Here is a 26,224-nt window from a genome sequence, read left to right on the forward strand (position 1 = left end):
TGAGGTCGCGAAACGGAAGTGCCCCCCGGAACCGAAGAACGGCCGGGGGGCACTGCTCATTGTCCGGTTACGGAGTGGGTGCGGTGAATCCGTCGAGGTCGACCCAGTAGTCGTCGTCCTCCATCAGGCGCTGTTCCTTCATGAACTCGCCGAACGGCCGCATCGACTGGGTGTTCTGCCAGTTCGACATCGAAGACCGGCCGCAGAGCTCCTTCCACGTCGGTGCCGGGGCATCCGGGCGCAGGTGGAGCGTCATGGTGTCGTCGGCGTTGCGCCGGACATAGGTCTGCACGCATTCCGCGCCGCTGTAGGCGACGTGGGGGCTGGTGGTGCTGTAGAGGTTTCCGGCGCTCTGGTAGGCGTTGGCGAAGGCGAACTCGTCGCAGCTTTCCACGTCGGTACGCGGCTCGCCCGCGTCCAGGGTCCACATGTCACTGAACAGGCCGGTGCCCAGGTACTTCGTCCACTTTCTGCCGCAGATGACCTGACGGTTGCGGTACTGCTGCGTCTTGCCGGTGCCGTCGGCGGACAGCTTGTTGTCCAGGAAGGTGAGCGGATTTCCGCCGTTGCGGTTGCCCCACTTGACGTTGGTCTTGCGCCACATCATGTCGATGTGTGCCGCGGCCCCGGGGAACTTCTTGGAGTTCATGACGTACGTCGGCTTGTAGCCGGAGAACACACAGCCGGTACCCGCGTTGACGACCTCGGTGTCGCAGCGGATGTCCAGCTTGGCGCTCTCGAACTCGGACGGATTGATGACCGAAGAGCTGTTGACCCTACCGCCGAGGGACAAGTAGGGGGTGATCTTGTTCTTGGTGGTGCCGCTGGGCGTCCACTTGAACCGTGTGGTGACGGTCCGCTGGAGCGTGTCGCCCTTGGTGAAGGTCTTCGACCCGCTCCAGTCGGTGCTGGTGACGCTGCAGTAACCGCGGCACTTGGCCTCGTAGTCGAAGGTGGCGGTGTTCACCGCACCGTCCATCGCCTTCAGCCGGATCGTGGCGATCTGCGAGAACTCGGCACTCTTCGGGTCGAGGTGGTACGTGATGTAGAGGTCGAAGGCCGCGTTTCCGGTCGGGACGCCGTGCAACTGCTCCGTCATCACGTAGTCGCTGTGGATACAGGCGGTGGTGCGCTTGCGGGTGAGGTTGTGGTTGACCGTCGAGCAGGACGCGGTGCTCGTGGCGGCCATCGCCATCGGCGCCGCCGCGGCGGTGTCCGCCGAGGAGCTGTCGGCAGCGGAGAAGAGAGCGTTGGTGATGTCCTCGCCCGGCTCGACCGGCGCCGGGTCCGGAGCGGTCGGGTCGGCCGTCATATTGCCGGTCAGCTTCAGGCCGTTGTACGTGCCAGGGACGAACGCCAGAGCGTCGAAGGCGATGTCGGCGCTGCCGCTGCCGCCGTTGAAGTTGTCGAGCTGTACCTCGGGGATCTGGTCACCGAACTCGTAGGCGCCCAGGTCCACCCACTTGTTGGCCTGGTTCGCTGTCTGCGAGACCGGCGCCTCGACCTCCCCCTCGGGGGTCTGGATCCGGTAGACGGCGTTGGAGGTCTGCGCTCCGTGGTCGGGGATGTGCGCGAAGATCTTGGCCTGGCGGGTGGTGTTGGTCAGCGGAGCGTTCAGCTTCCACGTGCCGGTGACCTTCATACGGTTGGCGTTGGCCGGGTAGGACTCCGGGGAGCGGGTGTGCGTGAACCAGAAGTGGTTGCCGTAGCCCGCGCCGATCTGGTGCGTGTCGATCTTCCCCGGATACGTGGTGACGGTGGTCGGGTTGTCCGTACCGTCGTGAGTGAGATCCATCTGGGTGTCCCACGGGACGTAGCTGAGGCTGAACGTGCCGCTCGACTTCACCGCCCCGCAACCGCGGCTGGTATCGACTCCCGCGGGGATGGTGCCGTCGGGCAGGTCGTCGACCACCAAGGTGTGGGCGGGCAGGGACCCGATGGAGCAGTTCGGCGGATACGAGCCGGCGTCCGGCTGCTCGCCGTAGGACGTGGTGAAGCGGTGTACGCCGTTTCCGCACTCGGCGAGGCGTTCACAGTCCTTCCACTGGTCCTTGGTGATCTCCTCGTGCCACCAGCAGTGCAGCCAGTGCGGGTTGGTGTCGCTGTCACCGGAGTCCGCGGTGCAGGCACCCATGCCCTGGTCGTTGGAGTCGTTGTCACCGATCTTGGACGGGTCGCAGTAGTTCGACGCGTTGCAGAACAGGTCCACCGGCGGCTTGGCGTTGGAGCGGTCGAGGTTGCTGGTCCACCACGCGGCGCGGTAGCCGGCCTGGAAGTCGCCGGGCGCGAACATCGCCGAGATCGGGCGGGCCGCCCAGCCGATCACCTTCTCCTGGTACGGCCAGTCCTGCGGGTGCGCGGCGTGGCTGTAGTCGTCCCCGGCGGGGTTGGACGCGTTCTGCAGGAACGGGACGCGGTTGGCCTTCCACAGCGGGTTGGCCGGGTTGTTGGTCCAGCCGACGCCCCAGTGGCCCTGCGAGTCGGCGGTGTTGTAGAAGCCGGAGTTGTACGCCCACAGGGCGAAGAACCAGTTCTCGATCCACTTGGGGTGACCGCCGTTGATCTTCATTCCGGCGTTGTAGGTCTGGTTCCACTTCTCCGACAGGATGCGCACACCGGCGGCGATGTTCGCCGTGTAGTCCAGGGCGACGGCCTCCTGCGCGAGGGTGGACAGGGCGGTCTCGCCCGGCTTGGTCTTGCCGGCCAGGCGCATGCCGTCGGTGGCCTGGGTGATGCCGTAGCCGCAGTCGGCGTCGGCCCAGTTGATCCGCCACGGGTCGAGCTGCTCGCCGGAGGCGGCGTAGTCGACGCCGTAGTAGTTGCCGATCAGGGAGTTGGCGGTGACACCGGGCACGGCGAAGCGGGTGGCCTGCCACATGTTGGACTCCTGCGCGGTGATGCCGAGCATCACCTGCGCGGGAATGTGCCACTTGTCGGTGACGTCCGGGTCCTCGTTGTCGAGGGTGCCGTTGGGGTCACCGGCGAGCACGGTCGGCGGGAACAGGCCCTGGGGCTGGTAGCCGCCGGTGCCGGTGTTCTTCCAGTTCGGCGACCGGTAGAAGTTCAGCTCGCCGACGACGGCCTGGTCCACGGCCCATTCGACCTGGCGCGGAGTGGGCTGGAACGCTTGCTTCTTCACGTCGTTGCGGGCCACCGCGCAGTAGCGTTCCCCGGTGCCCTCGCTCGGGTTGTCGGCCTGCGCGGTGAGGGCCTGGGTACGGACGGTCTGCGTGGACAGGCCGTCTGTGCTCTCCTTGCCCATGTCGGGGCCGGAGTCGACCGGGCCGCCGGTGGGTAGAGCGGGGGACAGGGCGTGCCCCTGTGCCTCGTCGCCCACGCGGTGCGCGCCGGGGCGCAGGTCGAGGGCTACGGACTTGCCCGAGTCCAGCATGCGCAGGGCCGTACGGGCGGGGCGCGGCTTGGCGGCGTCCTCCGGGTTGACCAGGGTGGTCTTCCCATCGGACCAGGTGGTGGTCAGGGCCGCCTGGGCGTGGCTGGAGATCGCCGCGCCCTTGGGGAGCTTGCCGGGGTTGTGCACCCGCTTGGGCAGGGCCTTGGACGTGGCGTCACCGGTGACGAACACCTCGCCGCGTGCCGAGCGGGTCAGGTCCCAGGCGTGCAGCCCGCCGGAGGCGACGGTGACGGGCTTGGTCTTCTTGCCCTGCCTCACCTTCGTACGGTCCAGGTGCTTGGCCCAGGCGGCCGGCTTGTCGGACGCCTTCTTGTCCAACTCGCGGTCGATGAAGGTGATACCGCCGTCGGCGTCGGCGGTGATCTGGAACGGCACCGTGGTGGTGGACGCCAGGGTCTTCTCGGCCGTGCCGTTGATCCGTACCAGCTTGTTGCCGTGGGCGGCGACGATGCCCGCGTCGGTGGGGATCGCTGAGGTGATCTGGCCGGCGAGCGTGACCGGCTTCGACTCCTTGCCGGTGGCCGCGTCGACGGTGATCAGACGGGTCTGCTGCTTGTCGTCACCGTCATGGGTGAGCTGGGTGAACACCGCCCGATCGCCCTGGCCACAGCCGGGCGAGAAGTAGGCGAGCGACGACTGGAACGGCAGCTTGGTGACCTCGCCCGAGGCCAGGTCGACCACCGCGGTGAAGGCACCGCGCACCATCAGCTCGGGCTTGTTGGTGAACATCCGCGGCGCGTACGAGACGGCCGCGTACTTGCCGGACTCGGTGACGCAGTGGTTGCCGATCCAGGTGTCCGAGGCGAAGCCGTCCTCGAACAGACTGGCCACCGTATGGAGTTCGTAGCCGTCCTTCTCCTTGCCCGCAAGGATGTGGAAGCCGGTGCCGTCACCGGTCGCGGTGACCGCGGTGTCCGCGGACTTCTCGTAGCCCTTGCCAAGCAGGCCGGCGCGGTCCTTCGCGGGGATCGCGGAGGGCTTCAGGGAGAGCTTCTTCTGCTGCTGGGTGGTGTCGCTCCACCCCTGCGCCGCGCCCTTGGGTGGCCTTGGTGCCTCGGCCTGCGCGGGCAGGCTCAGCGGTATCGCCAGCGCGGTGGTCACCGCAAGGGTGACCGGCACGCGCAGACGGATACGTATCTGTCTCAACTGTGTTCCTTCTCTGGTTACTTGGTGACCTTCGCGGCCTCAAGGACCTCGCCCATGCGCTTCTTGATGGCGGCAAGCTGGTCCTTGTTCTCCTCGATCAGCCGCTTCTGGACGGCCGACTCCTCCTTGAACCAGACCTCGATCAGACGGGTCTGCTCCTTGCAGTCGATGTCGTCCAGCGCGAGCTCGATCGCGTTCTTGGTGGTGCCGTCGCCGTCGGCGTAGCCCTGCTCCATCGCCCGGTACGGATCGGCAGCCTTGCGGCCCTTGTCCTTCATGCAGGCCGACCAGCTCTTGAGAGCCTTCTCGACCGGCTTCAGCGGCCGGGACTCGGAGAGGCTTGTCGAGGCGAGCCCGGAGACAAAGCCCGCATCCTCCTCGTTCACCTTGAGCCGCCGCTTCGACCAGCCGGCGCAGCCGCCCTCGTGCAGCTTCTTTCCGTTGTGCTCAGCGCGCGCGGGCTCCGGGACCCTGCCGAAATGGCCGTCGCTGACCTTGGCGCCCTTGGGCGGGGCGAACTCGGGCTTCTTCCGCCCGGTCAGGACCTCCACCTCGATGCCTGAAAGCCCCTCCTCGACGGATTCGAGGCTCCGGGTCAGCTCCTTCGGCAGCCCGTACCCGTACTTCTGTGCCTGTGCGCGGTCACTGAGGCCGTAACGCCGCTCGATCGAGACGGCGTTGCTGTGGGGCGGCGGGTTCGCGCCGGGACGCGGCAGATCGACGGTCAGCCCGTACTCAGACATGCACCGCATCTGCAGGGTGCGCAGCGCGGTGTCGACGGCGACCTGATCCGCGTAGGAGGGCAGGTAAGCCTCGAGCGGCAGCTCCAGGCCCTTGACCAGTCCGGAAGTAGGCACCTCGGCAGGCCAGTTGGTTCGGTCGATCGGGGCCTTGTCCTTCGCCGAGTCGGAGGCTGATCCGGACGAGGAGCAGGCACCGAGCGAGATTGCCGCGAGCATGACAGTGGTGGCGACGGTCGTTCGCCTGAGGACGTGCATGAGTTTTCCTTCTCTACGTGACGTGAGGTGGTCCACGTGCGTGGCGCATGCCGGCCGCGCTCCTTACGCTCAGCGGCGCAGCGCCTCTACCGGCGTGATGCGGGAAGCTCTCCAAGCCGGATACAGGCCGGCCAGCAGACCAGTCGCCAGGCCGATGGCGGGCGCGGTTGTCACCGTCATGGAATGGATGACGGGCGTCCAGTCCCGGGCGATCGCGACTCCAACAACAGTCAGCGTGCCAAGGGAGGTACCAACGAGGCCACCCAGAGCCCCCAAGGTCGCGGATTCCGTGAGGAACTGAACGGTGATGTGCCTGCTGCGTGCCCCCAACGCGCGACGCAGCCCGATCTCACTCGTGCGTTCCAGCACCGCCACGAGTGTCGTGTTGGCGATGCCCACCGCTCCGATGAAGAGGCAGATCGCAGCGAGGAGGAGGAAGAGCTGGTCCAGGTCACTCGTGACCTTCGTACGCAGTGTTCTGGGATCGGGCGGTGCGATGGCATTGAAGTACTGCGGGTGAGCTGGGTCGAGAGCCACTGCCGACTCCTCAGCGACCTGCGTGGCCGCACCAAGGCGCGTCGATATCAGCATCCTGGCGCCCTCTTTCGGTGGCCCCCAGAGGCGTTGAGCAGTTGACCTCGGAACCACGATGGATAGCAGGAGGTCTGGCTTTCGTTCGACGTCGTCGATGACACCGATCACGGTGAAAGCCTCATCGCCGATGAAGACCGCGGGGTGTGCTTCGACGGTGGAGATGCCCAGCCGGGACGCGACCCCGGATCCGAGGACCGCGACGCGCTGCAGGGTTCGGTCGTGCCACCGGTCGAAGATCCTGCCCTGACCCACTGACGGGCCCGCAGCGTTGAGGACTCCAGATGAAGCGGCCACGACTTGGACGTCGTCTCCGGTGCGGGAGCCGCCAACGGGTGCGGAGCGAACAGTGTCGGTGTCCGACAGGTGAACGGGCCAGTACACGCCCGCGTGCTCGACTCCGTTGAGTCGTTCGACTCGCTGGTCCGAGTCGTCGGGAAAGCCCAGTTCGACGAACGGGTTCTGATCGTGAGCAATGTCCTCGACGGCTACTTCCGTCGCGCTCAGGGCGTTGAACCGCTCGTCGATCTGAGACGAGGCTGTCGCGGTCAGTCCGAGTACGGCCACGAAGGTGCCCACGCCCAAGACGGTTCCCACGGATGTCAACACTGAACGCGTGGGGCGCTGCAGCATCCCGGCAACGGACTCCGCCAGCAGGTCTCTGGCCGACAGACGGGTGATGGGCAGGATCCAGGGCATACGAGAGTCCTGCCGCACCCAGAAGCGTGCCACCTGACGGCGCTTCATATATGAGTTCCCTCGGTCAACTCACCGTCGCGGATGGTGATAGTTCGTTCGCCCGTTGCGGCCACCGTGGGATCGTGGGTGATGACTACCACGGTCATGCCGTCCGCGTGCAGCGTTCGCAACAATTCGAGGATGGAGAGCGCGGTGGACGTGTCGAGATTGCCCGTGGGCTCGTCGCAGAGGAGAAGGGACGGCTGCCCGACCAAAGCCCGGGCGATGGCGACCCGCTGACGCTCCCCGCCCGACAGGGTCGACGGCAGGGCGTCGACCCGGTGTGCCAGGCCGACGCGCGCGAGCGTTTCCTTGGCCTTTTGCCCTCGCTCCCTACGGCTCGTGCCACGGTAGACGAGCGCCAACGCCACGTTCTCCCAGGCCGGACGGTGGGGTAGAAGGTGGAACGACTGGAAGACGAAGCCGAGGCGATGACCGCGCAGAGCGGTCCGTTCGCTGTCGCGTAGTCGTCCTGTGTCGAGTCCGTCCAGCCAGAGTGTGCCCTGTGTGGGCGTGTCCAGAAGGCCGATTATGTTGAGCAATGTCGATTTCCCGGCGCCGGACGGCCCCACCACCGTGACGAACTCGCCCCGACGGACGACCAGGTCGCAGGGCCGCAAGGCCGTCACGGGCGGGGGGCCGTCGTATGTCAAGCCGGCCCCCACCAGGTGAATCACCGGCGGCTGCGTTTCCTCCGCGCGGGTCACTGGGGCATCGCTTGGGTAGGCGGAAGGTTGCGAGCGCCGATCACGACTCGCTCGCCTTGGGCCAATCGGTGGCCAGCGGTCGGACGGACCTCGACATGCCCGTCCCCGGTGGTTCCAGTCGTGACCGGGATCTTCCGGGCAGCACCAGCCGCAGCCATCACGGTCACCGATGTACTCCCGTCCACGCCCGCCGTGATGGCGGATACGGGTACCACGAGCACTTTCCCCTTGGTGGAAGCCGCGTGTACGGTCAGCCGCACATCCTGACCCGCCAACTCTGATGGCAATTCCTTCGTGGGCTTGACGACCACGAGATACCCGCTCGGGGCTTCTGGACCGCTTGGCGGCCCATCGGGGGCATTGGGCTGTTCCTGCTGCACGGTGTCGGAGACCGACGCGACGGAGGCAGAGGCGGTAAGGCCAGTGACCTCCGAAAGAATTTGCACCTGCATGCCTGGTCTCACCAGGCCCTTCTGATGGGACTGTAGGTAGCCGTTGACGACCAGCTTCCCAGCGGACACGGTGAGGATCTTGCCGGTGACCACGGCGCCGACCTTGGCGTTGACAATGTCGACCCGTGCGGGGAAGCCTGCGAGGAAGACGACCTCGGACGCGGGGAGCATCGGGCCGTTCGCAGCCTGCGCGTCGACCAGCCCCTCGCGCGCCTGGCGGAGGTCTTCCCGAGCTCGCTGAACCAGCCGGGCCGATGGGGAGGCCGCTTGCCCAGAATCAGGATTCGCTGAAACCTCGGTCTTGTCCGTGGCCCCGGGGCGGGGTGGCTGCCCCGTCCCGACTGCAGGAGAGGCGACCAGAGCCTGCGCGTCCTCCAGCGCCCGCTCCGCCTGGGTCACCGCTTCCCGCGCCGATTCGACTTCCGCCTCCCCCTCGGTATTGGCGGGCAGCGGATCGTATCCGAGGGATGCGTAGAGCGCGGAGAGAGCGGTCTTCGTGCCAGCGCCGAAATGTCCTTCTCGGTCCGTACCTGGGCGATGACCTATTCGCTGTAGAGCGGTCTGCAGTTGTGCGACATCGTCCCCGTCCATGCCAGGCTTGAGGTCTCTGTACACCGGAAGGCGTCCAGGCAGGGCGAAGACCGGACGACCCGAGACCTCCAACAGGATCCGACCGGCTTCGAATCGATTACCAGCTTTGACAAGTAGCTTGGTGACGACGGAGGTAGACGCTTCCGCCGATGATCCCGCAGGCGCCACCTCTACCGAGTGCTCGGCCGTCACCGCGCCACGGAGAATCACCGAGTCGGTGAGAACCCGGTACTCCACAGGCGCGGTGATCACGCTGGCGGGCGGCGCTGCCGACTCGACCGCGGCCTGTGCCGGCGACTTGACGATCTGAGCAGCTGCAAAGCCCGCCCCGGAGACAAGTACCGCCCCCACGGCGACGCCGACGACCCATCGGTGTCGGCGCCGAGTACCGGTGGCCGACATCTGTCTTTCGTTCGCAGGCACCTTGCATTCCCCCTTACGTTTCGCCTGCCGTGGCATAATCCGCTCACCACCGGGCTGGAACAGGGTGCACCTGCGATGAGACCCGGCAGCACTCGCCCGTTCCCTATCGGGCTCCAACTGCCTGCGAGACCCCGCAGCGACGCCCCTGATACAGGTCGGCCAGAGCCCGTGATGAATTGACCGCGCCATGGCTGTGCGCGCAACGCGACTGTCGTTAGATCGATGTATCCGAGGCGCCAAGCGACCGGCACACGTCAGCGAGCCAGCTCCGGATGCCGAGCCATCCAATCGTCAAGTGCAGAAACCGCCGCAAGAATAGCCGCCTTGGAGTGATTCAGGTCAGTACCATTTTCCTGAACCGCGTCCTCCGTATCGCGAATTATTTTGATCGGCTTGCCAAATTCGGTCCCAGCGGATTCCATGGAACTCCGCAAATCTTTGAGTGTCGCAAGTGTGTGGTCCAGGTAATCTGAGCAGTCACCCTTTCCGCACCCGGAGTACTTAGTAGCCTGAACCCGCGCCCACACGTCCCGGACAGGTTCAGCTGATGAGGCGACAGTGCTTGCCTCCGGACGCGACACTGAAGAGTCCGTGGTGCAGCCAGCCGTAATCAACACTGCCGCAAGAAGTGCAACCCGAAAAATGGGTGTCCATTTCATCGCATTTCTCCAGTGAGAACCCTCTCAGCGTTTCGTACGCGCACGCTAAGATTTCCCTTTATTCGACCAAGACGTAGCTGGTTCTTTTCAATCAAGACCGACTGGTAAGCCATTTCGACGGTAGACCAAACGCCAATGATATTGTTCTGACTCTTGCATCGAACGTCGGCAGAGGCCGTAGCCTTTTCTAGCAGGCTTGCTGCAGCATCGGTTGCGAATTTCGGATCTGACAATACGGCAGGCGGGTCGCGGTAGACGAATCCAGCGGACTTCATGCAGGCGCTCCACTTTTTGAAAACCTGCATGACGCGGCTATCGTTCTTGGTGCGCTCGCTAGCCTCTGCTATAAGCTCTTCGACGAGCCAACGATCTTGTTCCTCCAAGCCGGCCCCCGACTCTAGCTTCTTTACAGCTTCTCCAGCACACCCGTTGTTCGGCACCTTCCTTCCGCTATGAGTCTGGACTTCTCCCGTCAAAACCGATGCGGCCGCTTCCGTGAGCTGGCGATCCTGCGCGGATCCCTGTTCGGCTGAACCTGTACCTGAGCTGATGGGAGCGTGGTAGCCATAGACTTGAGCGGTGTTTGCATCGGTAACCCCGTACAAGCGCGCGTGCGTAATCGTCACAGGCTTGGGAGGCGTGGGGTCCGTATATTCGAATCCAAACCGCGCCATGCAGGAGCTCCTGAGGATCCGGAGCGCGGATCCGATTGCCCGCCGATCCTCGTTTGCAGTATCGATGCGATAAGCGTCGAGTGGGAATCTGATCTTGTCAGAGTGCTCGATGTGCGGGATAGATGCGATTTGAGGTTCAGGGAAGCCGTCCGAGCCACCATCCTGTTCTGAAGATTTTCCTGTCGAGCAGGAGGCAAGGTTCAAGAGCAGCGCTGAAATTCCAATGGCTATCGGGGCTCTACTTCGCATTCCATCCTCACCGTTGGGAATGCGGGCGGCTTCGGCCGTAAGCTGCGACGAAGCCGCCCGCGATCTTACGTGCCGTAGGGGCGATGACTATGGGAACTGATGGCGTTCTTGTACGCGCCGGGCAGTTCACTTACGCAGCAGTTCGGGTCACCGGAGGCGAGAAGCGTAAAGGCCCAACCGGTCCAGTTGTAGTACTGCCACCCGATCGCGTTGTATCCAGGGTTACGGTTCTTGCCGCTGGCTATATTGTTGTTGATCTGGCCGCCCGTTCCGTGAAATGTGTCGTTCTGATCGTACCTGGCATCCGCCTGCGTGAAATCTGCCACCCCACCGCGGTAACCCGAGTTGTAATACCAGCAGATTTCGTAGGTTTCGCATACGCCGTTGTCGGCCGTCGCGGCAGACGCCGGTGTCGCAGTGCTCAAACATGCTGCGATACTTACCGCAGCGACAGAAAGGGCAGTTTTGAAAGTCTTCAAGTTGTGTTCCTCGGGTCGTAGGAGATGCGAACAGAAAGACCAGTGAAGCGGTGGATCAGCTCGACTGACCGGGCGGAAAACGTGCCCCATGCATAAAATCAGTCGACCGCCTGCGGAGCAAGAACATTTCAGGACTTCCGAGGCCGCAGGACGACAGGAAAAGAGGGCCTGAGTGGGATCTGGCGCATTACGCCGAAAGTGAGCTTCAGTCGGCGCATGCGTGAGGTCCTCCCAGCTGGGCAGAGCCATGCGAGATGGCAAGTAGCCAGCCCCAGGACGACGCGGTCGCCACGGCTAGGAAGTCGGTGACCGTCCACTACTTGCAAAGCCGCGACCACTACCACGATGCCTAGCGACGTGACAACAAGTGCGCCCAAGGCTCCCAAGGCAGTTGGACTCGGCGGACCGTGTCGTGATTGGCATGCTCCGTGCGCCGAGAGGCCGCGCAGACCGACCTCACCGGTCGCTTCTACACCGTCCCATCGGAACGGTGATCCCCCTACGTGGCGCTGGAAGGAGCGCTCATCATGAGTAGCGACGACGCCGACGAGACAACGCCGCCTGAGCTCATGAGCACTGGTCAGACCCCCATCCATACACACAAGTTCACGCTCAAGGCTCATGACCGGAGGTCGACCGGTCGAGCTCCCAGAGCTCTGTCTGCGACGCCGTTGAATCGAGGGGAGGTGCGTACGCACTATGGCAAATCGGCTACGTGAACACGCCTGGTAGAGCGGTGCGGTGCGGCCCCTCATGCCCCCCTGGCCGGACCAACATCGTGGGTTCACTCTACGCAATAAGTATTCACGTGACGAATAGCGTTACCTGCTGGAGATCAAACGGAGATCCTGCGGAGACCCACCTCCCAACATCGCATGCCTCGCCGGGACCCTGGCCTGACCAAAATGCACACCGGGCCGACGGTCGATCCCAGTCTCGGGCTCGGACGCTACGTCAAGTCCGTTTGCGGCGTCGACGACGGACTCATTGTGAAGTGGATGTTGCCGCCGTGCCACTCGGCTCAGCTGGATCAACCGGCTCGGCCTCGCCTACGAGGTACGCGGCCCCGACATCATCGCCGCGCTCGGCCTCAGCACCTGCGGGGAGATACGCCCGTCCGCAATGGGACTGGGTCCCGGATGTAGTCGAAGTTCGGGGTGGAGCTTGCGGGCGTGGTCGATGGCATTGGGGTCGGTGACGAGGCGGAACGTGGCAGCCGTAACTGAAACGCGGTCATAGCCACGCAGCACTCCCCACTTGGATCTCGCCGAGCTGGCTGGTTCACATTCATAGGTTGCACCAGAGCCCCTGCTGGGTGAAGTCAGGCGCCCTTACACACCCAGGCGCTGCCGGTCTGGCGGTACTCCTCCACGGGAATCGGGTCGACCCCAGTCCTCATGCGGGCGGTGTACAGCAGCCCGTCGAGGTGGTCGATCTCGTGGTGGACGAGGCGGGCGAGGCCGCGGTCGTACTCGGTGGTCACGGTCTCACCGCTCAGGGCAGTGGTCTCCACGGTGATGTCCAGGGGGCGGGGGACGAGGCCGCGGACGTCGAAGAAGCTCAGGCAGCCTTCGTACTGCTCGTCCAGCTCGGCGGAGCGGTCGGTGATCTTCGGGTTGAGCAGGATGATGGCGGGCGCGTCGCCGGACGGCTGGACGACGGCAGCGGTGCGGCCGATGCCGATCTGCGGGGCGGCGATGCCCATGCCCTTGGCGAAGGGGTGGACCTGGCCGATCCGTTCCATCGCGGCGAGCAGCTCGTCGGTGATGCGTTCGGCCTCGTCGCGTTCGGCGGGCAGGTCGAAGGCGCGGGCCGGTTCGGCGAGGATGCCGGCGCCGTGTTGGACGACGCCGAGGTCCCGCATCTGCTGGCTGGGCCGCACGTCAATTACCTGAAGTCCCCTTGTGCCGTGTCGTGTTCGGGTCGCGCCCGGAACCTCCACTCAAGACGGTACCGAGCGTGGAGGGCGGGCGTGGTCGTGATCCATGTGAATTGCCTCAGTTCACCGTCGTCGCTGCGGACGGGCGGGGTCCGCAGCGGGGAGGCTTCGGCGGTCATGGAGGTCTCGGTGCCCCACACGACGGGGTCGAGAGCGGCGGGAAAGGCAAGCTGGACTTCGAGTTGCTCGGGGGGCAGGCGTACGGCTCGCTGGAACCAGTTGCCCCATTTGTTGTCGCCGACGGTGTAGGCGTACTCGATCCACACAGACTCGCCGGGGTAGAGCGGGAAGCGGCCGTGTTCGTTGTCGAACAGCAGCCAGACTTCCTTGAAGGCGTCGCGGTCGTGCTTGGCCTGCCACCGCATCGTCTCGCCGCGGCAGGTGGCGGTGAGGTCGAGTTCATCCCAGGTCAGCGGGTGGACTCGGTAGTGGGCGTTGGACCGCTCGGGGTCTCCGGGGTAGCGGTCGACGGAGATGCGGATCAGGTAGACGGGTGACCGGTTCGTCGCCGGTGTTCCACAGCAGCCGGCGCATGGTGAGCCGGTAGGAGCGACCGTCGTACTGGAGGCGGGCGGCGTCGTGTTCGACGACGAGGGCAGACCCGGTGGCGTATGGCTGCTCGTGCCTGCGCTGGGCCGGTGGGGCCGTAGGTTGGCGCCGGGACTTTGTCCGGGCTTGCTCGTGGTCGCACCAGCGCCGCCAGATCGCCTTGGCGGCGTTCAGGTGCTCGTCGGCGAGCCGGGCGAACTCCTCGGTGGGCTTGTGACGGCCGGACTCGACGTGGCTGACGTAGGACGGGTCGAAGCCCATGGCCAGCGCTAATGCCCGCTTGGACATGCCGCGTACTTCCCGCCATCTGGCCACCTCGGCCGCGAAGTCCTCGGCCGCCTGCTCGACGGTGATCTCCTCGCTGTGCGCGTCCATCGAAGCCCCGCTCCGCGTCACTTGTTGGTGAGCATGAATGAACCGTGAGTGATCCAAGTTCATCATCCCGTCACGGCGTGCGTCGCCGTTTTCCTTCCCTCAGCGGCCCGGATCGACCCCCGGGCGGATGAGGGAGGCGACGCAACCATGCGCGTGCTGTACCTGCTCAACATCTCCAACCCTGACCGGTTGTCGGCGGATTCGGGGTGGATCTTCGCGGACCTGTTGGCCCCAGCCCTGGCGGACGCCGGGGCGGAGGTGACGGTTGCTGCCCCGGCTGCGGCCGGGGATGCCCGCTGCGGTTTTCACCAGACGAAGGTGCCCGGGACGAAGTACCGGGCCCGGTTCTCTGCGGACATTGACGAGTTGGTGGTCCTGATCGGTGCGGAGAGGCCGGATGTGGTGGTGGCCAACCAGGTCGAGGAGGCCCCGGCCGTTCGCACGGCTCTGCTGGAGGCCGGCTCGGATGCGCTGCTGGCCGGGTACTGCCACTACCTGCCGATTTCGTTCGTGGGCGGTGGGCAGATGTTGCTCGACCCGTCGCTGGACGACGCAGGGCTCGGGCGGTCGGTGCTGCTGGCGTTCGCCGCGGGCCTGGCCGCGTGTGACCGGGTGATGGTCCACTCCTCCACGGCCGCCTCCTGGGTGTCGGCCGCCGCCGCCCGGATGACGGTGGATCTGGGCGAGAAGCTGCGGGTGGTGCCCGCACCGCGTGACGAGCGTCTGGTCCGCGACCCCGCCACGGTCCGGTCCACGGCCGGTACGGCGATCGGTGTCTACAACCACCGGCTGTACGCGCACTACGGCACCGAGCAGTTCGTGGATCTGGCCCGCCAGCTCAGCGACTCCGGCACGGTACGGCTGCGGGTCATGGACCTGTTCGGACAGCGCCGGGCCGAGCGCAAGGGCCTGGACGACAGTCCCGAGAAGATGCGTGGGAAGCTCGCCGCGCTGCCGCACGTACAGGTTGTCTCCGACCGTGGCGACCGCCGCTACAAGAACCTGCTGGCCGGCGCCCGCTTCGGCATCGCCCCGTTCCGGCAGGGCTGTCCGTGGTCGATGAGCGTCATCGACTGCCAGGGTATGGGCCTGCCGGTCATCTCGCCCCGCCTGGGCTGGCTCGCCGAACACATCGACCCCGAGCTGTGCTTCACCACCCCGGCCGAAGCCGTCGCCCTGGCCGAACGCCTCGCCACGGACGCCGAGTTCCACGCCGTCCACGCCAAGCGGACACACGCCTCCACCGCCGACTTCACCCCCACCATGGTCGCCGCCCGCTACCTGGAGGCGCTCTCGTGACCGGCATCGACGCCGTCTTCCTCTCCTACGACGAGCCAATGGCCAACTCCCTGCACTCCCGGCTCCAGCGGACGCTGGGCGGCACGGTCAAGCGCCTGCACGGGGTGCACGGGATGCGCCGGTCCTACCGGCTGTGCGCCGAGGTCGTCGAGCGTGAGCAGCTGGCCGCCTGGGCCCGCCACTACCGGTGGCTGGGCATCATCCCCACCGGCACCAGCACCGGCCCGTGGCACGAGCACACCAACACCCAGCTCCGCGATGCCCTGCGGCACCGGGCCGGTCCCGGCTGGCACCTGCTGGCCGACGCCGACGAGTTCCAGCAGTACCCCGCCCCGCTGAACGAGGTGATCGCCCAGGCCGAGAAGGCGACCCGAGAAAGATCGTCCTCCCCGCCACGACGTCACCGTCTCCTCCGGCAACCACCGCTCTCCGGGGCACCGGCCGGACGCGGACCGCATCTGTGCGGTTCACCATTTCAAGTGGCGCTCGGGCGTCCTGGACGACCTCCGCCGCCGCGTCCAGCACTTCAGCTCCGGCACCTGGCAGGAACACACCCCGGCCGTCCGCGACGAGTCCGGCCGTCTACTGGCCCAGGTCGGCCGGCACGGCGGTGTGATCAACACCAGTGATCCGCGGCTCGCCTTCCGCCGTGTGAGCCTGGACCGGATGCCCTTCATCTGGCCCTCCGAGGCCCGCAACATCTTCACCACCTGGCGTCCGCACGCCCACAGCAGCCAGGATTGACCCACGACGCTCTCGCTCGCGGACACCATGTCGCGGAAGGATGACCACGTGCCCCTCGCCGTACTCCTGGCCGGCCTCACCGGCTCCGGGAAGACCACCGTCGCCCAGGCCCTGGCCTACCGCGGCTACCTCCGGCTGTCCGTGGACGAGGAGGTCCACCGCCTCCACGGCCGGTACGGCGTGGACTACCCCGAGCACACCTACTTCACCTGCGTGCTCGGACTTCCCCGGCATCAGCCCGTGCGCGTCCAGATGCGGTGGGGGTCTCCCGGCACCGGCAGCTTGCCGCGCTGGGCGTCGAAGGCGAAGGGCCGTGGCGCGCAGGGTCAGAGCGTCGGAGAGTGGCGTGTTGTCCACGGGGCGTTCCAAGGTGGGGACGGTCGGATGGGCTGGGTTGGTGAGTGGGTGAGGACAGCTCAGCCGTGGACGCGCCAGGGCGGTCGTGCGGCTGATGGGGTGGAGGCAGGGCCTGGGCATTCCGAGGGCCGTGCGGCCGGTCGCGCCGTGCTGCGGGCGAGGGCGGCGTGGACCTGCGCCGTCGGGGGCCCCTCGGTCAGCGGTGCGGGGGGCGACGGCGCCGGAACGGGGTGACCGTTCGCGGTCTGCCAGCGGGCGCGCACCTCGTCGAGAGGCCCGAGCGCGTGCAGGGCGTGGCTGATGAGCCGTCCGGGGGCCAGGGTCTCGTTCTCGGCCAGGGCGCGGATGGCGCGGGCGGAGGCGGCGGCCGTACGGGCGACGGAGGAGCGCATGATCTGCTCGCCGAGCCACTCGGCGCTGCCGGCACCGACGCCGTCGCAGATGGCGGTGAGCTGTTCGGCGGTCAGCGTGCCGTCGGCGAGCAGACCGCGCCGCTGGGCTTCCCACAGCACGGTTATCCGGTCGATGGGTTCGCCGCGGTGGTGCAGCGCTCCTAGGCAGCGGTAGAGCTGGTCGTGGGCGGGGTCGGCGAAGTCGCCGGGTCGCAGCCAGCCGACGACCTCGTCCATCGCCTTCGGCTGCTCGACCAGGACCGCCAGCAGGAACTGCTCGTCCTCGGCGACATGGTCCGCTCGTGCCGGCGGCGGCGCGACGGGAGCTGTGGGGGGCGGTGTTGCCGGGGCGACCGGGCGCGGTTCGGACCCCCAGCGGCGCGCGAGGTCTTCGAGCACCCCGGCCAGGACGTCCGCGTGGTGCAGCGCTCCTTCCACCGCACCTTGGAGGGCGGCGGCGCGGGCTGCCTGGTGGAGGCGGATCGCGTGCGCGGTCACACTGCGGTGGATCGCGCCCTCCAGCACCATCCGGCCGTACACCGGGGCGTGCTCGGGGCGCGGGCAGGCCGAGATCAGGATGTGGGGATACACGGCGGTCAGCCCTCGGACGTGGTGACTGGCCTCAGCGACGGCGTCCGTCACCCAGGACAGCGGCACGCGTTCTCCGGTCGCCACGGCGGGATGGTTCTCGGTCCGGAGCTTGCGCAAGGCGGCGAACAGCGCTTGGTGGATGGGCCGGTAGAAGTGATCCGGCGCCAGCCAGTCCAGGTGCGCGAGCTGGCCGGGGTCGAGCAGCACCGAGCCGAGCACCGCCTGCTCGGCACTCAGCAGCGGGTTCATCGCCGCCGCCCGGGGCGGGGAGCCGGCGGGTCGTCCTGCTGCGAGCGGAGGCCGGCGACGGCCTGGTCGGCGGCGGTCATCGCGTCGGCGAAGCGGTCCAGCTCGCCGGTGAACGTCGGATCGGTGGCGAGGAGCGATTCGGAACCGGTGACCAGCCACCACTGGCCACCGTGTCGGACGACCGGTGACCGGGCGAGGCGTTCGGAACGCGTCGGAGGAGGGGACGGAGTGCGCGAGGACACGAGGGGACTCCTGAGCGGGTAGAGGGGAGGGGCAGGCCGTGAGGTCGATGTCGGCCTGGACGGGGGTGCCGGAGTGGCAGGACCAGGGCGGGCAGCCGTTCGGATCGCCGTTCCCGGTTCGGCGTTCGCGAGTGCGTCGAAGATGGCGCCCTGATGTCCGGACCACATGTGGGCGGTGACCCGGTCGATCGGTGCCTGGTCCAGAGGCCGGCGACTGCGGTGCGGATACGCCTGGCCGAGCAGCGGCGTGATCTTCGTCAGCGGCGACGGCCGCGGTCGAGGGCCGTCTGCGCGGACGCCGGGAGGGACGACGCGGTGGGCGGTGGGGTGTGCGGTGCGGGGCGGTGGGGTGTCGTGGTGCGTGTGGTTGCGGACCGGACTCGTGGGGAGGTGTCGTCGGTGTGCCGGAGGGCGTTGGCGGTGTCGGTGAAGCGGCGCCAGGCGTAGTCGGAGCGGTCCGCAGTCCAGGCCGGGGCCCGGGCGACGAGGGCTTCGGCGAGGGCGGCGACGTCGTTCTCCGGTGCGGTGCCGCGGGCGAGGAGGGGGCCGGCGGGGGACCACAGGTCGATGCGCCATTCGTCGCCGAGCCGGACGGCGGTGACGAAGCCGTCGTCGGGTGCTGGCTGGTAGGTCCACATGTGGGCGTGGACTGTCCAGCCGGGCCCGGCGAAGGCGGGTGGGGCGGGCTCGGGCAGTGGTTCGGGCGTGCCGACCTCGAACAGGTCGAGCAGCGGTCCGTCGTTGAGAGCCGCGTCCATGAGCCGCAGCGCGTCGTCCGTGGAGACGTCCCGGCGTCCCTTCAGCGCGGCGACGACGGTGCGCAGAGTGCTGAGGTGTTCCCGGGCGTTGCCGGGGTCGAGCCGGTCCTCGGCGGGCCCGTCCTGGCGTAGCCAGTGCCGCACCGACGCCGCCTGGAACCTCAGCGATTCGACGTCCCCGGTGGAGAGCCGTTCCGGCAGGTGCTCGACGCGGTGGACCAACTGCCAGTACGGCTTGAGATGTTCGTTGACGACGTGGCGGGCGATGCGGTCGATCTGGGGACGGAAGCCGGCCACGGCCCCGGCGCGGACCCGGTCGTCGTGGTGGCGTAGATCGGTGAGCAGGCACATGTAGGCGTCGCGGGTGTCGATCCGGTCGCGGACGACGGACTCGTAGGCCCGGTTGAGGAGTTCCAGATCCGACAGTTCCCGCGCTCCGGACTCGGCGTGGTGGGCTGCTTCGCGCCGGAGGGCGGCGACGCGTTCGGCGGCGGGGACGTCCCAGACCCCGCTCATGCCGCACGCCCGAAGCCGGAGTTGTTCGCCTTCGCGAGTGCGCGGTCGGTGATGGTGGCCGTGGCGGCGGCGGAGGCAGGCGCGATGGTCTTCGCCGACGGCTCCTTGTACCAGGGCTTGAGGTCGAGCAGCGCGATGCGTAGGCCGGTGGCCAGGAGGAGTGCCTTGCCCTTGGGCAGCGCACGGATCGCGTCGGGGGCGAGGATCCGCTCGGTGCGCATGGACACGGACGTCGACTTGCCGCTGTCGGAGTGGGAGACGGAGACGGTCCGTACCTCGTGCTCCCCGATCGCGCGGCTCAGCTTGTCGGCGAAGTCGATGTCGTCGATACCGGAGCCGACGATCTTGACCGTGGCGGCGCTCCACAGTGCGTCCATGCCAGCCTCGCCCCAGCACCGCTGACCCTGCCGGTAGGACTGCAGGATCGTCATCGGGATCACGCCCCGTGAGCCCAGGTGGCTGTACAGGTCGGGGAGATCGGAGATCTTGCACACGTTGGCGGCCTCGTCGAGGACGCACAGGGCAGGCGGGTCGAGCCGCCCGCCGGAGCGCTCGGCGACGACCACGGCCGCGCGCATCACCGCGTCGGCCGCCGCCGCGATGATCGCCGATGCCGAGCCGCCGCCGTCCTTGCTGAGCAGGTACAACGTGTCGCGGGAGGTGGCGAATGCGGAGGGCTTGAACTCGGGAAGGCGCTTGTCGGGTGTGACCCAGGCGGCGATGTCCGGGTCGAGCAGGCAGCTCGCGTACTGCCGCGCGGTCTCGTAGATGCCGTCCCGCGTTTCCGTGGCCCCGCTGACGGTGCCCTGGAGCTGGGCGGCGACCGCCTCGTGGCCGGCATCGGTGAGCAGGTCCACCGGAGTGCGGTCGGCGGGGGAGGCGAGCCAGGCCAGGACATCGGTGATCGGGCGCCGGTGGCTGGCGGCGGCCAGGAACAGTGCGCCCAGCGTGTTGCTCGCGGCGGTGGACCAGAAGTCGGCGCCGCTGGACTCGTCGACGCTGGCAGCGACGAAGTGCCCGGCAAGGCGTTTCGCCCCGGCCAGGTCGCGGGCGTCGGCCAGGATGTCCCACCACATCTCGCGCGGGTGGTGGGCGATCTGCTGCGGGTCGAGAGTCCAGATCGTGCCGACCTCGGCGCGGGCGTCCACCGTCGCGGTGAAGGCGTCGTTCGCCGCCTTGTTCGAGGTCAGCAGTACCGGGCCGGGAGCAGCGAGGATCGCGGGGATCGCCAGCCCGGACGTCTTGCCGGAGCGCGGGGCCATGATCGCGACGATCACGTCCTCCCAGGAGGCGCGGATCTCGGCCCGGCCCGGGGAGTGCGTGCCGACGAGGATCCCGCGGTCCGCGGGAGCGACCTCCTTCGGTGTGAGGCCGGACAGGCTCGGCCGCAGGCTCTTCGCCTTGGCGGCGATCTCCTTGTTCATCAGAGGGGCGAGATCCCGCCTGGGGGCGAGGCCGTTCCTCGCACCGCCGCGCAGCCGCAGCCACACCACCAGGCCGGTGACGGTGAGGCAGACGGAGAGCAGCCCGGGAACGAGCCGCGCGCCGACCAGCAGAGCGGTGGGGCTCAGGTGCGGCCACAGCACGTCGGGGTGCAACAGCGCGTCGGCGGCCTCGAACGGCGCCCAGGGGCCGGTGCCGACGAGGGAGTTGGTGAGGTTGCCGGTCAGCCAGGCGAGGGAGCCGAAGGCGATGGCGGCGCCGAGGACGCCGAACAGGAGGTAGAGGAGCGCGTCGGAGCCGGTGGTGGTCGGGGGCGCGCTGGTACGCGGTGCGGGCATGGCGGGTCCAAGGAGGGAGAGCGGACAAGGCGAGGCGGGGTGCGCGGCGCTCTTCTGGTGGTCATCGGGCAGCTCCTGTCGGGGCAGGGGACGGCAGTTGGGGGTCAAGCCGAGGTCATCGGGTGCGTGGCGACCGGGGCGGTAGGGCGCTGGTGGGTGGTTCGGATGCCGCGCCGACGGAGGGCGCGGTCCGCTGAGCGTCGGCGTGTGGGGAGGAAGCGCGGGCGGCTCGGCGTCGGTCCGCTTCCGGGTTCCGGGAGGCCGGCGGCTCGTTGTCCGCGACCGCGTCGTTGCCGACGACATCGCTGAGCGGCTCCCTGGTCCGCTGTGCAGGCACCTCGTCGCGGTACTTGGGGTCGCTGAGTTGAACAGGGCACGCGGCGATCATGTCCCCGGCGACCTCCAGCTCCTCCTAGACGTCCCGCAGCATGCCGGTGGCGGCGGCCAGCCGTGTCCACGTCTCGAAGGTCGGGTTGTGGTGCGGGCTCTCGAAGGTCAGACGGGCTCGGGTCCAGTCGGCCGCTGCGGCCACGAGTTCGGTCAGCTGGGGGAGTGCCCCGAGCGCTCCGTTGACCTCCTCGATGATTCCGGCGACCTCATGGGGAGTCGCTGTCTCCGTGAGCCGGGCGATCATCCCCGGGACGGAGTACGGGTCGGCCGACGGGTGGGGCAGGTGTCGGACCCGCGGGGGTGTGTCGGAGCCGGGCGCCTTGCCGCCGTAGGCAAGCCGGATGTTGTGCTGCATCGCGGCGCCTACGGCCTCGCTGATGCTCGGGTAGAACTCGGGCACTGTTCCTCCTTGGGTGGGGTGTGGGTCGGTGCCGGGTGGGTTGGACAGACCCCTCGTACCTTGGCCGGTTTGACGGCGGACGCGCTGGCCAGAGCGATGGCTGTCCGCATGGGGTAGGTGCGCTTCAGACCGCTGGAGAGGTACGAGAGGAGAGGATCGGGATCAACGGGTCCGAGGGCTGGCGACCTGCGGCGCACCTACGGCGGTACCGACCTCCGGGGACGGAGTTCCGAGCGCCGAAGACGCCTTGGCCCTGTCCGCCGCGGGGGATGTGGCGAGAGCCGCGTTTCGTGCGTCGGGCGGGGCTGGGGACTGCGTCTGCGCCCCGGTGTGGTCCTGGCGCGAGTCGTTGACACGGTGCAGTTCGCGTCCCGCTCCGACGAGTTCTGATTGCGCCGCGCTGACGAACTCCGCGGCGAAGCCGAACCGGTCGGCGAGCGCGTACGACTCGTCGTCGAGGTCGGTGATCTGTTCGCCTGACGTCTCCAGAGCTTCCCGGAGGCGTTCTAGGACGCCGTGTTCGGGATGAAGGAGGTGACCGACCGCCTGGGCAAGGTCGGCACCGTTCTCGGCGGCCCTGATCTGGTCGGTCAGCCGCAGGACTTCGGCTCCGGCGGTGTAGAGCCTGAGAGGGTTGGCCGGGCTGGTCAACCGGCTCGTGTCGAGGTCGGGGTCCAGATCGACGCTGTACCGGGCGGCGCGGAGCATCTCGGCTGCGTGGGAGGCGATGGCGACGCGCTCAGCCTGTGGGGTGGTGGTCGCCAGGCGGTGGCGGCGGCCGTACCAGTCCTCGATCTGCTGGAAACCGGCGTGCTTGAGGAGCGTGGCGGACAGGTCGTCGCTGGCGCCCTTCGCCGAGACGCTGCCGCTGGGCTCTGCGCTGATGGTGATGTAGGGGTCAGGCACGTGGTTCTCCTGGGCGCGGGGTGTCGGGCGCGGGGCCGGGGGCAGGTGGCCGAGTTCGCTGGCGATGCGATGGCACTCGGTCTGGAGACGGAAAGCGTCGCGGTAGGTGTTGTGGAGGCTGCCGTCCTCGCGGGCGAGGGTGGCCACGACGTGCACTTGCCGTGCCTGGTTGCGCACGGCGATCCACCGGCAGGCGTCCGGATCGCCCTCCGGGGCGATGCCGGTGGCCGCCACGATCCGGCGGGCCACCTCGGCCCACTGCGCGTCGGTCAGGTCGGGGTGCCGAGGAACGGAGCGGACCGAGCAGACCCACACCGGCCGCTCGGGAGCTCGGGCCCCGAGGCGCTCGACGGGTGCGTCGAGTGCGTGGGCCAGGTACGCCAGCGCGTCGGTCTGGGCGAGCATCTCGATCGGGGCACCGTGGCCGTCCCCCGCGATCAGGCGCGGGTTGGTGTGGTTGCCGCGCTCGCCTGGCCCGTACAGGTACTCAAGGAGGCCGGCGGTATGGCTGGCACGCTGCAGGTGGGCGATCACGGCGTCTACCTCGAAGGGGAGTGGTGAACGGGTGCCCGGGTGGTCGGGCCGTCGGGGAGAGAGGATCCGCAGAATCCGCGATTTGGCCCGGCCGGAGAAGGGTGGTAGACGCCTGAGGTCACTGCGGCTCGCCCTGGTCGTAGGCGGAGTCCGCGCAGGCCGAGCGCGCGAGGTACGCGTCGTTGTGGAGCCAAGCCCAGCAGCCGTCCTGGCGGATGACGATGGAGAAGGCCGCGTGAACTCCACCAGGTACCTTCTGCGCGAGGCAGGCGATACGGCATGATGCCGACATGTCAGGGACGAAGCCCAGCAACTCGCAGACCCACCAGGCAGGACGCCACCTTGCTGTTGCCGAGGCGTTGCTGCGCGGACTCCCAGCGAAGCCACGGGGAGCTCAGACCTACATTGAGGTCGGTGAACATGTTGCTCAGGTGATGGTGGCTGCCAAGGGCGCTTGGATCATCGCGGACATCGACAAGTTCACTGCCCTCACGTGCGACCGAGTGGTCTTGGTCGACGTCACCGATGGTCGCGACTTCTACATAGCTGACGGCGACAAGCTGCGGGCTGAGGTGCGTGCCCGCCACCGGGAGTTTCTTGAGCGGGTAGGAGGCACCCGTCCACGAAACCCCGATTCCAGGAACACCGTTATACAGCCCGAGCATGTAACCGAATGGCGTGATCGGTGGGAACTTCTCACGTAGCTCGCCGACTGTGCCAACGCCTGGTTGAGAGACCGGAAGCTGGTCGACCGTACCCGGGAGCGGAACGAGTTTGTGACGCGGCTACACATCCTGCCCACCTTCGGAGCGGGAACCGCTGCCGACGTCACCACGGCCTGAGTGCGGAGCTGGCGGGGCAAGCTTCTGGCGTCCGCTCGGCCTGTTACGGCAGGTCTTCTATCCGGGCGGGCAGGCCTGCGGCGGTGGCGACGGCGGCGGCGCGGTTTTCGCGTCCATGGGAACTGCTCCTTACAGGAGTTGGGTCAGCAATTGCGGGAGAACGCGATGCGTGGGACCACCGGGCGGGCCGCCGGGCCGGAGGCGGCGGGCGCGGCCACCGGCGCCTTTCCCAGCAGGCCGGCGCGGGCGGGACTGGCGGCGAGCGCGGCGGCGCTGATGGGGAACCTGTGAGTGGTGAAGCCCTGGACGTGCTGATGGTGCGCCGCCGTCGTGGGCGCGGGTGAGTGGCGCGCGGCAATGTCCTGGGCGAGGAGGGGCTGCACGGCCACCTGGAGGTCGGCCCGGTGCATCGCCAGCGTGGCGGTGGCGACCTTGTCGAGCGCCTCGCTGCGGTGCGTGGTGATGGGCAGCGTGTAGATGTCCAGGCCCGGGTTGTGCCGCCAGCCGTGCTCTTTCAGGATGAGCGGGCCGCCGAGAGCGGAGGAACCGTCGGCGGTGGTGGCGACCACGCCGAGCTGCGGGTGCTCGGCGAACGCGACGTCCGGCTCGACGCGCGGGGGCCGGTCGAGGGCGGGCGCTGGTCCGCAGGTCGGTGAGGGGTCGAACTCGGCGTCCACGTCGACCCGGTAGCCGGCCTTGCGTAGTAGCGCGACGGCTCGGGTGGTGCGGCCCTGCCCGTCACGCTGCTGGTTGGCCAGCGCGTACAGGTTGGGGTGGTCGGGGACGGGGTGGAAGTCGAATCCCTTCAACATCCACGTGCTCGCCGCCAGTTGCTTGGGATTGGCGGCGACGATGCCGAGGTCGGGGTGGCGGCCGACCGCGATGTCGGGAAGCGGGTCGTGCTCGGGGTGGGCATGGCGGATCCGTCCGATGGGCGCAGGGGGAGTGGGGCGGTCGTGGGCGGGGACGGTTCTGCTGGTGCGGGACATGGCGGGCTCCAAGCTGGGCGGCGGTCAGCGACCGGGTGCGGACGAAGGCGGGGCGGGAGGCAGTGAGGGAGGTGCGGCTGAAGTTGACGGCGGCGCGGCTTTTGTCGTTCGCCGTGCGGTCGGCGAGACCGCGAGAGCGGCGGCGACCCGGGACGCCGCCGGTTCGTCCGGGGCGACCTGGTCCACCCGGGCCTGGAGCCTGCCGGGGTGGTCGGTGTGCCGGTCGGCCAGCACGCCGCGCATGGACCGAATGTCCAACGCGTAGGAGTCGAGCTTCTGGGCGATGTAACGCAGCTGGTTCGCGTAGTGGGGATCGGCGGGTTCGCCCAGGCCTTCCCACCAGTCGGCCGTCGTGTTGAGGGACTCCACGACGCGCTGCAGAACACCGTCACCGGGAGCGGTCAGCTCGCTCAGTGCGGCGACGACCTCGCCCGTGTGCGGCGCCGACTGGATGGACTGGGTCAGGTGGCCGAGCCGGTCGCCGAGGCTGAGCCCCTGATGGCCAGGGGGCGGCAGGCTGGGGTCGAGGAGGCCGGGATCGCACGAGACGTCGAAGCCCTCGGCCTGAAGCATGTCGACGGCCCGGGTCACCATCTGTCGCTGCTCGACCGGGTCGGTCATGGCGGAGGGCAGCCGGTGGAAGCGCTCGCGGAACAGTACGACGGGGACGAAGCCCGCACGGTGGAGCACCGCGTCGGCGCCGCTCTCGTGGGCAGGTCGTCGTGTCTCCGGTCGGGGCGGCAGGCCGAGCTGGTCCAGGCGAGTGTCGATGGCGGCGAGCAGGCGGGGGATGCTGCCGCCGTGTCGGGCGTGGGGACCGTCGGGCTCCGAGTCGTAGATCACTTCGTGGAGCGTGGAGTCGTCGGGATGCCCGCGGGCCACCAACCAGCTCTCCGGATACCCGGGTGGGTGGTCGGTGGGCGGTTCCTGGGGCGGAGAGATGATCAGGGCGCTGCCGTCGGGGAGTTCGGCGTGGACGATGTGGTCGCTGAGGCCGTACTCGACGGTGCAGGACAGTCCGCGCTGCCGAAGCGGCGTGGTGAGGTGGCTGTACGGGTGGTCACGCTCCGACGTGCCAGCGGCGGCTTCCTCGATGAAGGGTTCGCTGGTGCGTGCCGCGATGTGTGTGCCCTCGCGTTGGAGGGTGACCAGGGTCTGATCGGGGCGCATGTGGGCTTCTTCGTGGCCGACCGTCCCCAGCGGTCGACGGCGGGAAGCCGCGACCGGGCGGGGCCGGTGGGGGTAATGGCGT

Annotated in this window: 23 protein-coding genes and 1 pseudogene; 5 read left to right on the forward strand and 19 right to left on the reverse strand. The window is 68.1% G+C overall.

Annotated elements, in window-relative coordinates:
- Positions 1–67 precede the first annotated feature (67 nt).
- From O7595_RS24140 to O7595_RS24185, 10 genes are all read right to left on the reverse strand, one after another.
- The gene (locus O7595_RS24140; RefSeq protein WP_269730707.1) at positions 68–4,558 is read right to left on the reverse strand and encodes a hypothetical protein; all 4,491 of its coding nucleotides are present in this window, start codon (positions 4,556–4,558) and stop codon (positions 68–70) included.
- A gap of 17 nt (positions 4,559–4,575) precedes the next feature.
- Positions 4,576–5,556: a hypothetical protein gene (locus tag O7595_RS24145; protein ID WP_269730708.1), complete on the reverse strand. Its 981-nt coding sequence runs from the start codon at positions 5,554–5,556 to the stop codon at positions 4,576–4,578.
- A 69-nt stretch (positions 5,557–5,625) separates the two neighbouring features.
- Complete coding sequence (locus O7595_RS24150) at positions 5,626–6,846, reverse strand: ABC transporter permease (RefSeq protein ID WP_269732608.1); 1,221 nt, start codon at positions 6,844–6,846, stop codon at positions 5,626–5,628.
- A gap of 44 nt (positions 6,847–6,890) precedes the next feature.
- Positions 6,891–7,592 (reverse strand): ABC transporter ATP-binding protein, encoded by a 702-nt coding sequence (locus O7595_RS24155; RefSeq protein ID WP_269730709.1) that lies wholly within the window; start codon positions 7,590–7,592, stop codon positions 6,891–6,893.
- On the reverse strand, positions 7,589–9,058 hold the full coding sequence (locus O7595_RS24160; protein WP_269730710.1) for a hypothetical protein: 1,470 nt from the start codon (positions 9,056–9,058) through the stop codon (positions 7,589–7,591). The genes O7595_RS24155 and O7595_RS24160 overlap by 4 nt, the downstream gene beginning before the upstream one ends.
- A 655-nt stretch (positions 9,059–9,713) precedes the next feature.
- Complete coding sequence (locus O7595_RS24165; RefSeq protein ID WP_269730711.1) at positions 9,714–10,391, reverse strand: hypothetical protein; 678 nt, start codon at positions 10,389–10,391, stop codon at positions 9,714–9,716.
- Positions 10,392–10,705: 314 nt separating this feature from the next.
- On the reverse strand, positions 10,706–11,119 hold the full coding sequence (locus tag O7595_RS24170; RefSeq protein ID WP_269730712.1) for a peptidase inhibitor family I36 protein: 414 nt from the start codon (positions 11,117–11,119) through the stop codon (positions 10,706–10,708).
- A 1,321-nt stretch (positions 11,120–12,440) separates the two neighbouring features.
- Positions 12,441–13,001, reverse strand: a complete 561-nt coding sequence (locus O7595_RS24175; protein ID WP_269730713.1) for a peptide deformylase — start codon at positions 12,999–13,001, stop codon at positions 12,441–12,443.
- 5 nt (positions 13,002–13,006) lie between these two features.
- Positions 13,007–13,423: a hypothetical protein gene (locus O7595_RS24180; protein WP_269730714.1), complete on the reverse strand. Its 417-nt coding sequence runs from the start codon at positions 13,421–13,423 to the stop codon at positions 13,007–13,009.
- Between the two features lie 34 nt (positions 13,424–13,457).
- The gene (locus O7595_RS24185) at positions 13,458–13,982 is read right to left on the reverse strand and encodes a helix-turn-helix domain-containing protein (protein WP_269730715.1); all 525 of its coding nucleotides are present in this window, start codon (positions 13,980–13,982) and stop codon (positions 13,458–13,460) included.
- A gap of 147 nt (positions 13,983–14,129) precedes the next feature.
- Here O7595_RS24185 and O7595_RS24190 point away from each other — a divergent pair, with 147 nt between their 5' ends.
- The 4 genes and pseudogenes from O7595_RS24190 to O7595_RS24205 all read left to right on the forward strand — a co-directional run.
- The gene (locus O7595_RS24190; protein ID WP_269730716.1) at positions 14,130–15,281 is read left to right on the forward strand and encodes a glycosyltransferase family 1 protein; all 1,152 of its coding nucleotides are present in this window, start codon (positions 14,130–14,132) and stop codon (positions 15,279–15,281) included.
- Positions 15,278–15,910 (forward strand): hypothetical protein, encoded by a 633-nt coding sequence (locus O7595_RS24195; RefSeq protein ID WP_269730717.1) that lies wholly within the window; start codon positions 15,278–15,280, stop codon positions 15,908–15,910. The genes O7595_RS24190 and O7595_RS24195 overlap by 4 nt, the downstream gene beginning before the upstream one ends.
- Positions 15,894–16,025: a hypothetical protein gene (locus O7595_RS24200; protein ID WP_269730718.1), complete on the forward strand. Its 132-nt coding sequence runs from the start codon at positions 15,894–15,896 to the stop codon at positions 16,023–16,025. The genes O7595_RS24195 and O7595_RS24200 overlap by 17 nt, the downstream gene beginning before the upstream one ends.
- 27 nt (positions 16,026–16,052) lie before the next feature.
- Positions 16,053–16,187, forward strand: a pseudogene (locus O7595_RS24205) (zeta toxin family protein); the annotation flags it as partial.
- Between the two features lie 254 nt (positions 16,188–16,441).
- Here O7595_RS24205 and O7595_RS24210 read toward each other — a convergent pair.
- From O7595_RS24210 to O7595_RS24240, 7 genes are all read right to left on the reverse strand, one after another.
- The gene (locus O7595_RS24210) at positions 16,442–17,614 is read right to left on the reverse strand and encodes a DnaB-like helicase N-terminal domain-containing protein (RefSeq protein ID WP_269730719.1); all 1,173 of its coding nucleotides are present in this window, start codon (positions 17,612–17,614) and stop codon (positions 16,442–16,444) included.
- Positions 17,611–17,856, reverse strand: a complete 246-nt coding sequence (locus O7595_RS24215) for a hypothetical protein (RefSeq protein ID WP_269730720.1) — start codon at positions 17,854–17,856, stop codon at positions 17,611–17,613. The genes O7595_RS24210 and O7595_RS24215 overlap by 4 nt, the downstream gene beginning before the upstream one ends.
- A 257-nt stretch (positions 17,857–18,113) precedes the next feature.
- Entirely contained in the window at positions 18,114–19,130 is a 1,017-nt protein-coding gene (locus O7595_RS24220) for a hypothetical protein (RefSeq protein ID WP_269730721.1), read from the reverse strand.
- Positions 19,127–20,911 carry a type IV secretory system conjugative DNA transfer family protein gene (locus O7595_RS24225; RefSeq protein ID WP_269730722.1) on the reverse strand — a complete coding sequence of 595 codons (1,785 nt, stop codon included), beginning with the start codon at positions 20,909–20,911 and terminating at the stop codon, positions 19,127–19,129. The genes O7595_RS24220 and O7595_RS24225 overlap by 4 nt, the downstream gene beginning before the upstream one ends.
- 412 nt (positions 20,912–21,323) lie before the next feature.
- Positions 21,324–21,701, reverse strand: a complete 378-nt coding sequence (locus O7595_RS24230) for a hypothetical protein (RefSeq protein ID WP_269730723.1) — start codon at positions 21,699–21,701, stop codon at positions 21,324–21,326.
- A 162-nt stretch (positions 21,702–21,863) separates the two neighbouring features.
- The gene (locus O7595_RS24235) at positions 21,864–23,141 is read right to left on the reverse strand and encodes a hypothetical protein (RefSeq protein ID WP_269730724.1); all 1,278 of its coding nucleotides are present in this window, start codon (positions 23,139–23,141) and stop codon (positions 21,864–21,866) included.
- Positions 23,142–23,259: 118 nt separating this feature from the next.
- Positions 23,260–23,433 (reverse strand): hypothetical protein, encoded by a 174-nt coding sequence (locus tag O7595_RS24240; protein ID WP_269730725.1) that lies wholly within the window; start codon positions 23,431–23,433, stop codon positions 23,260–23,262.
- Here O7595_RS24240 and O7595_RS24245 point away from each other — a divergent pair.
- Positions 23,432–23,845 (forward strand): hypothetical protein, encoded by a 414-nt coding sequence (locus tag O7595_RS24245; RefSeq protein WP_269730726.1) that lies wholly within the window; start codon positions 23,432–23,434, stop codon positions 23,843–23,845. The two genes, O7595_RS24240 and O7595_RS24245, sit on opposite strands and share 2 nt — an antisense overlap.
- A gap of 281 nt (positions 23,846–24,126) precedes the next feature.
- Here O7595_RS24245 and O7595_RS24250 read toward each other — a convergent pair whose 3' ends face one another.
- Positions 24,127–24,972, reverse strand: a complete 846-nt coding sequence (locus tag O7595_RS24250) for a hypothetical protein (protein ID WP_269730728.1) — start codon at positions 24,970–24,972, stop codon at positions 24,127–24,129.
- A gap of 24 nt (positions 24,973–24,996) precedes the next feature.
- A complete protein-coding gene (locus O7595_RS24255; protein ID WP_269730729.1) occupies positions 24,997–26,142 on the reverse strand; it encodes a hypothetical protein in 1,146 nt (381 codons plus the stop codon).
- Positions 26,143–26,224: the final 82 nt, after the last annotated feature.

It is taken from the genome of Streptomyces sp. WMMC940 (assembly GCF_027460265.1).
Classification (GTDB): Bacteria; Actinomycetota; Actinomycetes; order Streptomycetales; family Streptomycetaceae; genus Streptomyces.

What these genes read in the sequence shown, in the direction of transcription:
- O7595_RS24145 (WP_269730708.1), bottom strand. Translation starts at nt 5,556, where the DNA reads ATGCACGTCCTCAGGCGAACGACCGTCGCCACCACTGTCATGCTCGCG.
- O7595_RS24150 (WP_269732608.1), bottom strand. Translation starts at nt 6,846, where the DNA reads ATGCCCTGGATCCTGCCCATCACCCGTCTGTCGGCCAGAGACCTGCTG.
- O7595_RS24165 (WP_269730711.1), bottom strand. Translation starts at nt 10,391, where the DNA reads ATGGCGCGGTTTGGATTCGAATATACGGACCCCACGCCTCCCAAGCCT.
- O7595_RS24180 (WP_269730714.1), bottom strand. Translation starts at nt 13,423, where the DNA reads ATGCGGTGGCAGGCCAAGCACGACCGCGACGCCTTCAAGGAAGTCTGG.
- O7595_RS24185 (WP_269730715.1), bottom strand. Translation starts at nt 13,982, where the DNA reads ATGGACGCGCACAGCGAGGAGATCACCGTCGAGCAGGCGGCCGAGGAC.
- O7595_RS24190 (WP_269730716.1), top strand. Translation starts at nt 14,130, where the DNA reads ATGCGCGTGCTGTACCTGCTCAACATCTCCAACCCTGACCGGTTGTCG.
- O7595_RS24210 (WP_269730719.1), bottom strand. Translation starts at nt 17,614, where the DNA reads ATGAACCCGCTGCTGAGTGCCGAGCAGGCGGTGCTCGGCTCGGTGCTG.
- O7595_RS24220 (WP_269730721.1), bottom strand. Translation starts at nt 19,130, where the DNA reads ATGAGCGGGGTCTGGGACGTCCCCGCCGCCGAACGCGTCGCCGCCCTC.
- O7595_RS24225 (WP_269730722.1), bottom strand. Translation starts at nt 20,911, where the DNA reads ATGCCCGCACCGCGTACCAGCGCGCCCCCGACCACCACCGGCTCCGAC.
- O7595_RS24245 (WP_269730726.1), top strand. Translation starts at nt 23,432, where the DNA reads ATGTCAGGGACGAAGCCCAGCAACTCGCAGACCCACCAGGCAGGACGC.
- O7595_RS24240 (WP_269730725.1), bottom strand. Translation starts at nt 23,433, where the DNA reads ATGTCGGCATCATGCCGTATCGCCTGCCTCGCGCAGAAGGTACCTGGT.
- O7595_RS24250 (WP_269730728.1), bottom strand. Translation starts at nt 24,972, where the DNA reads ATGTCCCGCACCAGCAGAACCGTCCCCGCCCACGACCGCCCCACTCCC.
- O7595_RS24255 (WP_269730729.1), bottom strand. Translation starts at nt 26,142, where the DNA reads ATGCGCCCCGATCAGACCCTGGTCACCCTCCAACGCGAGGGCACACAC.